This is a genomic window from Mariniphaga sediminis, from assembly GCF_003573545.1.
In the GTDB taxonomy this organism is placed as follows: domain Bacteria; phylum Bacteroidota; class Bacteroidia; order Bacteroidales; family Prolixibacteraceae; genus Mariniphaga; species Mariniphaga sediminis.
In genome coordinates this window covers 1-12,456 of the sequence record NZ_QWET01000001.1, presented here as the reverse complement: position 1 = coordinate 12,456, position 12,456 = coordinate 1, and the positions used below count along the sequence as shown (strand labels likewise).

The window sequence follows — 12,456 nt, the reverse complement described above, 5'->3', positions numbered from 1 at the left end:
CTTACAAAATTCGCCCCAAAAACCTGATTACTAAACTCTCCAGATGCACCTCCGGCAGAAACAGAATCATACTATTTTCAATCATCCCGTACACTCTTCATCAAACAGAAGTAAAAAAATGGAATTTGCAATAGGACTTTTTTACCATGGATGTGTCATTTAAATGAAGTACAAAAAAGAATGAAAGAAAAGCAAAAACAGGAAGAGCATATTATCGATCATCTTCAAAATGAGATGGGCTCAGGTACTACAGACCCGGAATTTCAGCATTGGATAGATTCTGCTTCGGAAAACAAAAAGAACTTTTCGAAATATGTCAAAATCTGGGAGGGGATAGATATTCTTGCCGAAAGGAAAAAATACAAGCCTGAAAATGCATGGGAACAAGTTAATTACCAAATTGTAAAACAAACAAGGATTGCCAGTCGTTTCAAAATTATTTTTTTATATGGAGCAGCGGCTACTCTACTGATTTTGTTAGGGTTCTCATTCTATTTTAACTGGTTTGCTCCGGATACAGAACCATTAAAGCTCACTACCGAATTGGGCAGCCGTTCTAAGGTTGTTTTGCCGGACGGAACTTCGGTAATGCTCAATGCGGGTTCGGAATTAATCTATCAATTCGACAGGCGCAAAAGAACCCGGAATGTGCAATTTAGTGGAGAGGGGTACTTTGAGGTAGAGAAAAACAAAGCGCCATTTATTGTCCGGATGCAGGAAGGCTTAAGGCTTACCGTTCTGGGCACAAAATTTAATCTTTCCGCTTATCCGGACGACGCTGTAATAAAAACAACCTTAACCGAAGGAAAAGTAGAACTACACGATAGTAAAACGGAACTGTTGGTATTAACCCCGGGACAAACAGGCTCTTTCGACAAAAATTCCGGGAAGCTGTATTATTCGGCGGAAGAGCCCCGGTATAACCTGAGTTGGATGGAGAAAAAATTATACATGGATAATATGTCCCTGAAAAATGTTGCCAGGATACTGGAAAGATGGTACGATGTGGAAATAACTTTTGCCGGAGAAAACATCGGGGAGAATATTCACTATACCGGAGTACTCCAGGAAAAGTCAATTTTCGATGTATTTAAGGCTTTAAATGAAATCAGCAAAATTGATTACACGATAAATGGCAGGAATATCACTGTATCACAAAAAAATAAATTGCCTATGAATTAATTCCGTATCAAAAACAAAAAACGGGAAATGGTCGCACATTCCCCGTTATTTGAAAGTTTTAATCTAATGCTTTCCACATTAGATATTTACTAACTAATTAAAGTATTACAAAAGTATGAAAAAATTTGATGTAAGAAGAAAGCGGTTAAGTCCGGTTTTAAAAAAAATTTTACTGGTAATGAAACTGACAACTTTTATTCTGATGATTTCGATGCTGCACGTTTCTGCGACTGTTTATTCGCAGGCGACCAAACTATCGTTAAACCTGCGGGAGGTTACCATTAAAGAGGTACTCCAGGAGATTGAGTCCATGTCTAAATTCCGGTTTATTTACCAAAACGAAGAAGTTGATTTAAACAAAAAGATCAATGCCAGTTTTAAAAATGAAGTCATTGAGAACATCCTCAATAAAATATTCGAGGGGGAAAATATAGACTATTCGATTACGGCAACCAGTCTCATTTTAATCAAACCAGATCTAAAAACAGGGAGATCCCGGCAATGGCGTGATAATGAAACCTACCAACCCAAAATGATCTCCGGGAGCGTAACCGACTCCGGCGGCCAGCCACTGCCCGGCGTAACCGTTGTGGTGAAAGGCACTACGCAAGGAACGGTTACCAATTCGGATGGGGAATATTCACTTCCCAACGTTTCGGGAAATGATGTGTTGGTTTTTTCTTTTGTTGGAATGGTAACGGAGGAGTTTTCGTGTCCGGAAGGAAATGTTTTAAATGTGACGTTACAACCAGATGATTTACAAGTTGAAGAAGTGGTTGTTACTGCTTTAGGACTTAAACGTCAGGAAAAATCGTTGGGATATGGAGTGTCAAAGGTTGGAGAAGAGGAAATATCTTCCGCCTCCGGAGCCAGTGTTTTGAATTCAATTCAAGGTAAAGTGGCTGGTTTGGAAATGAATAGTTCGCAAGGAGGACTGGGATCATCAAATCGTGTGGTTTTGCGTGGGAACAGTTCCATTACCGGGAATAACCAACCCTTGTACATTGTGGATGGAGTCCCTATTAATAATTCAACAATAGAAGAAAGTGTTGGTGTATGGGACCGGAAAGATTTCGGCTCTTCAGCAATGGATATCAATCCCGATGATATTGAGTCTATTACGGTACTTAAAGGGCCTAATGCTGCAGCCTTGTATGGTTCACGTGCTCAAAACGGGGCTATTGTAATAACCACCAAAAGTAAAGGGGCCAAGGATGGTATTGGCGTTGAGTTTTCAACGACAAATATGTTTGATATGATTACAGAACAATCTTTGCCAAAGTTTCAAAATCAATATGGACAAGGAAGATATGTGAATAATGTTGCCACTTATGATTTGATTAATGGAAGTACCAGTTGGGGGCCCAAAATGGAAGGACAAACATTTGAGAGCTGGAGTGGATTTCAGGATAATTTAAAATATGCGCCCCACCCGGATAACGTGAAAGACTTTTTCGAAACCGGTTTAAGGACAACGAATACACTTTCTTTCAGCAAAAGCGGAGCGAATGGTTTCACAAGGGTTTCCTATACAAACCTGTATGCAAAAGGCACACTACCTAACAACGACCAGAACCGCCATAATTTGTTTATAAAGAGCCAGGTTGATTTGGCACAATGGTTAAGGCTGGATGCCAAAGCAAACTTTATTACCCAAAGGATTGACGGGGGTACATGGCTGGGAGAAGCTACCAGTAATACCATCTATGGTTTGTTTATGCTACCTCGTAACGTTGATCTTAATGAGTTGAAAAAATTTAACTATCAAAAAACGCCAAATGATCCGTTTACCGGAACCCAGATGAATCCTTACTGGACTACAGATTACGATGAATTAATCAATAAGAAAAACCGCTTTTTGGGATATGCCAAACTGGATTTTGATATAAGCAGTAAATTTAGTGGTTTTGTAAGGGCCGGGACCGATTATTCCAATCATATTGTTGAAGAACGTTATAACCGGGGTCATAAACAGCTCTCAACGGGTAGATGGATTATGAACCAGTACAATACTATTGAAACCAACCTGGATGCCTTGTTTACTTATTCGCAACGATTCGTAGATTTAAGTATGAATGCGAATATTGGAGGTAATATTCGATATGAATATTCAGATAAAAGTTTTAACCAGGGAGATGAGGTTATAAATGAGGGTTTCTGGAATGTACAAAGCTTTCTTACCAAATCGGCCAGTTACAATTACTATAAAAAACAGGTAAATTCATTATACGGAACGATAAACTTAGGGTACAGAGATTATCTTTATTTTGATGCTTCGTTCCGCAACGACTGGAGCTCAACGCTTCCGAAAGATAACAGATCCTATTTTTATCCTGCTTTTTCATTAGCATTTCTGGCAAATGAATTGATAAATACAGAAAAAATTAACCTGTTAAAATTACGTTTGGGATATGCTAAAGTGGGTAATGACACAGATCCTTACCGTTTAGCAACAACATTTGGCATTAATCCGCTGATAAATCACAATGGCATTCCTTTAATGGATGTGGCTGAAATACCTGGTGTTCGCGATTTAAAACCTGAATTAACCACCTCTATCGAGTCCGGCGTTGAGCTAAAAGCTTTTCAAAACCGCTTACTACTTGATTTTAACTACTATTGGCAGTCAACCGAAAATCAAATTCTTGAAACTCCTGTTTCCCCGGCAACAGGTTATAAAGCCAAGCTGATTAATGCAGGGGAAGTGAGAAACTCAGGGATTGAGATTGCATTAGGAGGTGTACCTGTAAGGGGGAATGGTTTAGAATGGGAAACTACTTTTACCTTCGCAAAAAATACAACAGAGATTGTAGAGCTCTCAGAAGGAATAGAAAACCAGGTCCTTTCTAACTTGGAAAATCTTGCCGGAGGAATCCAGATTGTTGCTGAAACAGGCAAAAATGGTTACGGTAAAATATTTGGGAAGCCGTTAAAAGTGAACGGACAATATCAATTGACCACCCAGAATACATTCAGAACAGGAGTTGATCCGGTTGAACTCGGAAATTTTAATCCTGATGCGGTGATAGGATGGTTAAATAACTTCTCGTATAAGCGTTTCTCTTTAAAATTTTTAGTGAGTGGAAAAATAGGAGGCGATATCCTGAATGCTACAAAAGCAGAGCTTTCGGATGCAGGTGTTACAAAAAATACACTTGATTACCGTGAAGGAGGTATTGTTGTTGAAGGAGTAGACAGCCAGGGAAATCCGATAACGGCAAACATGAATGCTCAGAATTATTGGGCTGGCCTCGCTGATTATGGAGAACCCTGGGTTGTTGATGCAACAAACATTTCGTTAAAAGAAGCTTCGTTAGCCTATACTTTTAAAATGTCTCCCAATGCGTTTATCCGAAGTGTAAGGTTTTCAGTAAATGCTTATAACCTTCTCTTTTTGTACCGGGATAAAGAGGCCCGGGACATCGATCCAAACCAAACCTGGGGAGTAGGAAACGGGCAAGGTTACAGCTTGTATAATATGCCATCTGCATCATCCTATGGTTTCGCACTCAATGTTAAATTTTAAAATACGACGTAGCTATGAAAAAAATATATAAAATAATTTTTGCAGGGCTTATATTAATCGGAGTTACAAATGCATGTAGCGATTTCGATGAATTGAATACGAACCCGAACAGTCCTTCCACAGAAAAAGTTTCTCCGGCAAGTGTACTGGCAAGTAGTATGCGCAAGGCGTTTCACGAAGATCGTTTTGAATTCTGGAGAGGGGTTGTCCTTCATGCAGAACGTTTTGCCGCCCATCTGGAGGGAGGATATTCCGGTTGCTGGTGGAATGGAAACTCATCGTATACATATAGCGAAGACTGGACTGCCGCCACATGGAGTTCATACAACAGCAACTCCAACAACGGATACGGAGGCCCTCTTTTTGCTAACCTCAAAATTTTGCTTGACTATTATGCAAATAACCCCGATGAAATTTATGCCAGTGAATATGTCGGAATAGCAAATACCATCCGCGCTTTTCAGTTTCTAAAAATCTCTGACCTTTTTGGAGACATTCCTTATACCGAGCATGGTAACATTGAAATTCCTTCACCGGCATACGATTCTCAACAGGATATTTATAATGACCTGGAGGCAATCCTGAAAAAAATGGTCGAAGAAAACCTGAATTCTGATGTTAACATTAGTTCCTTAGACAAGTTTGACCTGGTTTACTCAGGAAATGTCAGAAAATGGCAAAAGTTTGCCAATGCGTTGCGTTTGCGAATGGCACTGCGTCGCTCCATGGCTGACCCAAATGGTGCCAGTCAGATTCTTGCAAGCATTGTTCAGTATCCATTACCTGAATCAAATGCAGATAACCTTAGAATTGCAAGGACAAAGTCAACAGTGGACCTTCAGAATCAATATTATGGTTTCTTTAAAACGTGGCCGGGGAACCTTGGAGGAGAAACCTATTCGTGGGATGGATATAATTTAACCTGGGGCCCGGGACCAGGTGCATTTATACCGGCCTATGCCATTATTGAGTATATGAAGGGCTCCGAATTGTATGCCAGCGAGGTGAATGCGTCAGGTTCTGCCGATGTGAATATCAATCCGATTGCAGGTATTTATGACCCGCGTATCGATAAATATTTTATGCCTCCCAAAGGAGATGCCTCTAATGAGCACAAAGGCATGCCGGCACGGGCGATTTACATGCTGGATAATGGAACGATAACTTCAATCAATAGCCATCCCGTTGAAGGGAATGTAAAAAATTATTCATGGATGCATCCTTCTATTTGGTATGATGGCGGCACGTGGGATCCGGTATCCCTTGATTATGCAGAAGTGTGCTTAGCCTTGGCCGAGGCAACTGAACGTGATTTGATTTCATATGAAAAAACGGCGGCAGAATGGCTTTCCGAAGGACTTCAGGCCAGTTGTGAAAGATGGGATGCAGAATTGGGTAGTTTTGCTGATGATGTAGTGGCAAAATACAACGCCGCATCTGATGAAGAAACAAAACTGGAAATACTGTATGTTGAACGTTGGATTTCGGCTTATACCGTACCACACCAGGCATGGAGCATAGTAAGACGTGCCCAAAGTCCTGAGTTTTGTTATCTTGACAGAGACATGAAACTGGTTGGAAACTATGTAGAAGCGGATGGAAGCGTCACTTCAAATAAAGTACTTGCCCGTTATGCTGAAGGGAGCACCAACTTTGTACTTCCTCAACGGATGAGGATTCCGGAAAGCGAACAAGCAGTAAACAGCAATGTTCCTGAGGCAAACAAAGCAATGTCGAACAAAGTGTGGTGGGCAAATTATTAAATCTTACCGTATTTAGATTTTAGACTACCAATGCCGGGAGCTAAAAATTCCCGGCATTTTTTGAGAAAAACTGTTTTCTAACTGCCTGTTTTTTAGGCGCCCTTATTTTAACAAAGGTTTTTTGGGGTAAATCCAATTTTTTACTATTTAAAACCTGAGTGCCAAACATCAGAAGAGGCTGTCTCAAAAGAGATGGCCTCTTCTTGCATTCTTCTACCCCGGACGAAGAAGTCCAAATTCCAACCATTCCGGTTGATGTGTTTCTGCAAGAGGCAGAAAACCTTTGTAAATGGAGCCTCGACGATGCCCGGGCCTTGTCTGCAGTTGGTATTACCGAGGAAATACTAAATGACCTGCCTGTACGTGCAGGGGCATGCCGCGAGGCACAATCCATTTGGAACAAAGACTATCGTTCCCAACAGGAAGCCCAAAAAGAGTGGGCACAACAAGTGCCTGAAGCCTACGATTTCCGAAACGACTTGCTCGCTTCTCTTCGTTTTGCTTACCGGAAAAGCGAATACTGGAGAAAACTACACCGAAAACAAAGCAGCAATCAGGACGATGTGACTTAATATGTACATCCTGCATCCTGTTGGGGCGTCCTGCAAGCATGTAGGGCGCCCTGCTTATTTTTACCCTGCCCTGCATGGATTTTATGCTTTCCTGCGCAGCAGGATTACAAAATATAAAAGCAGGAAGGGTAAAAAGGCTGCAGGAACAATCAAAAACGTTGCAGGATCAAAAAAAGGCCGCAGGAAATGCCAAAAATGACGCAGGACGGGTAATAAAGTTGAAGGACATTTTTCGTGTCAAGTTATTTCAGGGTAAGACCTTATAATTCTATGGCAAATTTCAACTGATTGAGCGAGTAGATTTTTTTTCTGTTTTGGTTTTGATAGATTTTTTTTCTGTCTAATAATATACTCCGCATACCAGCATTCATACTACCTAAATAATCTAATTCATATGAATCTCCAATATAAATACAATTTGAAAGTGAAGCACCAAATTCTTGAGCTGCATAAAAAAATATTTCTTTGGCGGGTTTTGAGAAGCCGATATCCTCAGGAACAATAATTTTACTAAAAAAAGGAAGTAATTTGTTTTGTCTTAGTTTGTAAATCTGGTCTGAATAGATACCATTTGAAATAATACCTAGTTGATGATTCTTTAATTCTATTAATGCTGGAATTACATCAGGAAAAGCCTTGCAAGATTGAAGTAGCAATAAATGATACTGTTGATATACTTTTTCTGCTTCAGCTTTTGAAATTTTGAAGTCGTTTATTTTGCAAAATTCAATAATACTATTTAACCGATGTTCTTCTAAAGAAATTTTCCCTTCAAAAAAAAGATTTAAATTTCTGTTTTTAATAGTGATCCAGTTTTGTGCATTATTATTCTCAATTTTTAAATGTTCCTGACACATCTGATCAAATGCTAGAAGATGTGCCGATTCACTATCAATTAATGTATCGTCTAAATCGAATAATATTATCATATTATTTTTTTTCAACTTCTGCATCTAAAGAATGAATACCAAACGAACCTTAAAGAATTGATTTAATGACAACTATTCACAAACTATATTATATGTATTATTTAATTCCAAACTCTACAAAAGTTGAGCTATCCCAGACATCTCCCTTATTCACATTGACAGGATCGTTTGGTACTATATTTCTGTAATATTTGTTATAATTAGTGACATCCCAGATAAATTGAATAGCAGAATCGTCAGATACATTAAACTCACTCTTTACTTTTGCGTAAGTACCATTCGTTTCATTCCAGATATGCACATTATTATTTGTTTCTTTTAATTTATGATCAGAAGATCTATTGAATTGACAAATTTGATATTTGTCAGACTGACAAAATTCTCCCATATCAATCCCAATAGCAGAAAGTGACATATAACCGATTTCGATAGATACACTATCACACCATTCAATTCTGTTATATGTTTCGTATCCACTGTCCCTGAAAATTGAATTCTTAAAGTGAATTGATTCAACCCTATGATCATGATCTTGGGATTTGTTCTTTCTGAATGTTTTATGCATACTTGACTTTTGTATGTAAGAAAACTCAGTACATGGCTTTAAATGAAAACTATCGGCCAGATCCATCTGGGATAGCCGGATTCCATCAATATAAAAACTGATGTCAACTAATTGCTCATCGCCATGAAATCCTCCAGTAAAGTCAACGGCATTTAAAGCCTTATAAACACATTCTGATTCACCAGGAGCCAAAGCTACAAGCCCGGTCGATTGCATCTTCATACCATCAAACTCATATATAAATGCCCGCTGAAGTCTAAACTGATTCGAATAAACTTGTTCGGAAGTATCTATTTCGTGTAATATTTCAAATCCAAAATAGTAAATAGGGTTGATGCTATTTTGAACATATACAATAAATTTCATTGGCCCCTCTGTACTTTGATTTTCATATGTTACATAACACTTTTCAAAATCACCTCCCAATAGCGAAAGAGTGGCAGATAACAATAATATAGAAAATACAATTTTTATCATTTTGATCTGTTGATTACTATTTCAAAGAAAAAAAAATTCTATTAATTTATCTATCTGACAAGAAGAATGGTTCCTTTCCCCTGAAACGAATTATCCGCTACCCTTTTCCCGATTCTTCAAGTACTTTCTGCACCGAACCATGCATTAACAAAAGCCGACGGGCTTTTTCTTCTGAGAAACCCAGCTCCTCCACAATCATCCGGGTGCCTCGTTCCACCAGCTTTTCATTGGTTAATTGCATGTTTACCATCCTGTTCCCTTTTACCCTTCCTATTTGTATCATCAACGTAGTGGTAATCATATTCAGAATAATCTTTTGCGCCGTCCCCGATTTCATACGCGTACTTCCGGTAACAAATTCCGGCCCTACAATAACTTCAATGGGAATGTCCACATTTTTTGCCAGGGCAGAGCCGGGATTGCTGGTGATACACGCAGTTAAAATACCTTGTTCCCGTGCATTTTTTACGGCGCCTATAACATAAGGGGTACGGCCGGAGGCGGCTATTCCGACCACCGTGTCCCATTCCGTGATATTATACTTTTGCAGTTCCTGCCATGAGAGGTTTTCATCGTCTTCTGCCGATTCCACCGCCTTACGAATGGCCTGATCCCCTCCGGCAATAATGCCGATAATCAAATCATACCCAACCCCGTAAGTGGGTGGGATTTCGGATGCATCCAATATACCCAGCCGGCCACTGGTGCCTGCTCCTACATAAAAAAGACGCCCACCCTTTTTTATTCTCGGGACCAGTTCTGTAACCAGTTTTTCAATTTCCGGCATTGTCTTTTCTACTGCCGGAAGCACCTTTTTATCTTCGTTGTGTATTCCCTCCAACAACTCCTGAACACTCAATTTTTCAAGGTTGTTGTAGGGTGAGCTCGATTCAGTAATACTGTTCATATTTTTTTAATTGAAGATGGTATTCCATCAATTTTAATAAAGGTTCCTGCAAAATCACTCCCGGAACCATATTTCGCTCCAAAAGTACATTTCTTAATTGTTCTTGAAAATGGAATGCTACCGACCCCACAAAACAAATGGATTGTTTTTCGTGTCCTTTGTATTGCACCACATTTCTTGTCATAAAGGACTCAAATGCCCTACGCACAAGCCCGGCACAGTAACTCTTATGGATGTTTTCTTTTAAAAACGGAACAAATCCTGCCAAAAACTGGTTGGGTTTTCCCTGATTGTAAACCCGGTTCAGGAATTCAGTGTATTCCAGCGGATACCTGGCCTGGAACTGTGCTAACAGTTCAGATGGCATAATCTTTTTAAGGTAGTCAGAAACCAACTGTTTGCCCAGTCCTGCTCCACTGCCTTCATCGCCTAAAATAAAGCCCAGCGGTGGTATATGGGCGGTAATTTTTTCCCCGTCGTATTGACACGAATTGGAACCGGTTCCCAAAATGCAGGTTATTCCTTCCTTTTTACCAAGCGTAGCCCGGGCTGCCGCCAAAAGATCACTCTGAACTTCAATCTCCGCTGTTGGAAAAAAAGAAAAAAGAGCCTCGCTGATGACCTGTGCCTTTCTAGCATCCACCACTCCGGAACCATAAAAAAATACCTGCTCCACTTTTCCTGAAAGTTGGGAAAATGAGCTTTTTTGCAATTCCTGAATAATATCTTCGGTAGTCCTGAAATACGGATTAATACCGCCTGTGGACATCATTCCCGGTGTATCTCCTTTACCGGAAAAACACCAGCTTGTCTTGGTGGCGCCACCGTCTGCTATTAGTATCATCTGGTTCTCCAAAATTTAGTTAAAAACAGGCCTGCAATCACTGTAACCATAGTTCCAATTAAAGTGTACCACGTCCAGGCAACTGAAGTGAAAAGGATAATATAAATCATCACAATAATACCTGCCATAAAAGCAGGTATAGCATGTTTAATCTGTGGTTTGCGGAAAAGAACGCCCAGAAAAAAGGTGCCCAGTAATCCACCATAAGTAAATGATGCAATGGACAAGGCAAGTTCTACAACTACCTGGGAACTCTGCATAAATAAAATGGCTGAACCAATAAGCAGAAGACACCATATTCCCGTTATTAATCTGGAAATTATAATTTCATTGGTCTTATTTAGTTTTTTGTAGTAAGGCACCACATAATCATACATAGTTGTAGACCCCAGGGCTGTAATGGAACTTGAAAGAGTTGACATTGCCGCTGCAAAAAGGGCAGCAATAATCAATCCTGAAAGTCCTGTCGGCATTTCCTCAATTATAAACCTGGGGAAAACTTCATCGGGTTTGATATCTGCTCCACCATAAAAAACAAAGAGCAAACTGCCAAGGAAAAGGAAAAGGGCAAATTGAAATATAATGATTCCCCCGGTGGTTACCAACGCTTTTCTGCTGGCTTTAAGAGTGCCTGTAGCAAGCAACCGTTGGATAACAAGTTGATCGATTCCATGTGAGGCCATAGACAAAAAAGCACCACCCAAAACGCTTGCAATAAAAGTATATGGGGTTGAGATAAACCCTTTAAAGCCACCATCTACAGAAAAATTAAACACTTCATATTTGCCTGCTTTAAATGCCTCAGTCATTCCTCCTCCTATTCCTCCGCTCAGGTACCGGTTTACAACAACTATTGCAGCTATTGCTCCGATAAAATATATGAATAGTTGAACCACTTCCATCCAAACAACTGATTTTAGCCCCCCTGCAAAAGTATAGCTGTAAGTCACCAGGGCTATCAGGATGATTGAAATAATATAAATCCATTCATTTGTAAGGCTTTCTGCAATAAAAGTTTCCTTTAAAATAAGGGCAAGGGGAATAGCTGTAGCAAAAAGCCTTACGCCGTCGGCAGCCAGTCTTGTCAACATAAAAACACCGGATGCAAGATTTTTCATCGGTATTCCAAACCGATTTGCCAAAAAAGTATAAGCGGTTCCCAATTCTCCCTTAAAATAAGATGGAAGAATTACCCAGGCAACAACCACTCTTCCTAAAAAATAACCTAACGTAATTTGAAGAAAATTAAGGTTCGTTAAATAGGCAAGCCCGGGAATACTTATAAATGTTAAAGAACTTGTTTCGGTTGCGACTATTGAAAAACAAACAACCCACCAGGGAATCTTCTGACCTCCAAGAAAATAGTCTTTAGTTGATACCTGTTTCCCGGCAACCTTAATTCCAAACCAGGTTATTCCACCCAAATAGGCTATTATGATGATGATATCTATAAATGTAAAATTCATATAAGTATGGTTATTTTAAATTTTGGGACACAACAATACCTTGCCGCAGAAACTGCAACTAAAAAACAAGGTTCACGAATATTTTCTTTATATTAAATCATTAGTGTCCACTAAACTTTATAAAATATTGTTTTAAGAACTTGATATTATGTAAGATATGCTCGAAATAGGTTGTCCACGATTTGAATTCATACCTTTAAATTCAAAATTAAATTTAGGGGTATG

General features: G+C 39.4%; 9 protein-coding genes. 4 read left to right on the top strand and 5 right to left on the bottom strand.

Annotation, left to right across the window (positions count from 1 at the left end):
• Positions 1 to 180: 180 nt before the first annotated feature.
• The 4 genes from D1164_RS00050 to D1164_RS00035 all read left to right on the top strand — a co-directional run bounded on the left by D1164_RS00050 (position 181) and on the right by D1164_RS00035 (position 7,043).
• Positions 181 to 1,182, top strand: a complete 1,002-nt coding sequence (locus D1164_RS00050) for a FecR family protein (RefSeq protein ID WP_172594263.1) — start codon at positions 181 to 183, stop codon at positions 1,180 to 1,182.
• Between the two features lie 115 nt (positions 1,183 to 1,297).
• Complete coding sequence (locus D1164_RS00045; RefSeq protein WP_119347891.1) at positions 1,298 to 4,708, top strand: SusC/RagA family TonB-linked outer membrane protein; 3,411 nt, start codon at positions 1,298 to 1,300, stop codon at positions 4,706 to 4,708.
• A gap of 14 nt (positions 4,709 to 4,722) precedes the next feature.
• A complete protein-coding gene (locus D1164_RS00040; RefSeq protein WP_119347890.1) occupies positions 4,723 to 6,471 on the top strand; it encodes a SusD/RagB family nutrient-binding outer membrane lipoprotein in 1,749 nt (582 codons plus the stop codon).
• Between the two features lie 158 nt (positions 6,472 to 6,629).
• Positions 6,630 to 7,043 (top strand): hypothetical protein, encoded by a 414-nt coding sequence (locus D1164_RS00035; protein ID WP_147371960.1) that lies wholly within the window; start codon positions 6,630 to 6,632, stop codon positions 7,041 to 7,043.
• 260 nt (positions 7,044 to 7,303) lie between these two features.
• Here D1164_RS00035 and D1164_RS00025 read toward each other — a convergent pair whose 3' ends face one another.
• From D1164_RS00025 to D1164_RS00005, 5 genes are all read right to left on the bottom strand, one after another.
• Positions 7,304 to 7,972: an HAD family hydrolase gene (locus tag D1164_RS00025; protein WP_172594262.1), complete on the bottom strand. Its 669-nt coding sequence runs from the start codon at positions 7,970 to 7,972 to the stop codon at positions 7,304 to 7,306.
• A gap of 97 nt (positions 7,973 to 8,069) precedes the next feature.
• Positions 8,070 to 9,014 carry a hypothetical protein gene (locus tag D1164_RS00020; RefSeq protein WP_119347886.1) on the bottom strand — a complete coding sequence of 315 codons (945 nt, stop codon included), beginning with the start codon at positions 9,012 to 9,014 and terminating at the stop codon, positions 8,070 to 8,072.
• A 97-nt stretch (positions 9,015 to 9,111) separates the two neighbouring features.
• Positions 9,112 to 9,921, bottom strand: coding sequence for an N-acetylmuramic acid 6-phosphate etherase (gene murQ, locus D1164_RS00015; RefSeq protein ID WP_119347885.1), 810 nt, complete (start codon positions 9,919 to 9,921; stop codon positions 9,112 to 9,114).
• Positions 9,905 to 10,765 (bottom strand): ATPase, encoded by an 861-nt coding sequence (locus tag D1164_RS00010; RefSeq protein ID WP_119347884.1) that lies wholly within the window; start codon positions 10,763 to 10,765, stop codon positions 9,905 to 9,907. Before D1164_RS00010 ends, murQ begins: the two co-directional genes overlap by 17 nt.
• Positions 10,762 to 12,231 carry a sodium:solute symporter gene (locus D1164_RS00005; RefSeq protein ID WP_119347883.1) on the bottom strand — a complete coding sequence of 490 codons (1,470 nt, stop codon included), beginning with the start codon at positions 12,229 to 12,231 and terminating at the stop codon, positions 10,762 to 10,764. The genes D1164_RS00010 and D1164_RS00005 overlap by 4 nt, the downstream gene beginning before the upstream one ends.
• Positions 12,232 to 12,456 lie beyond the last annotated feature (225 nt).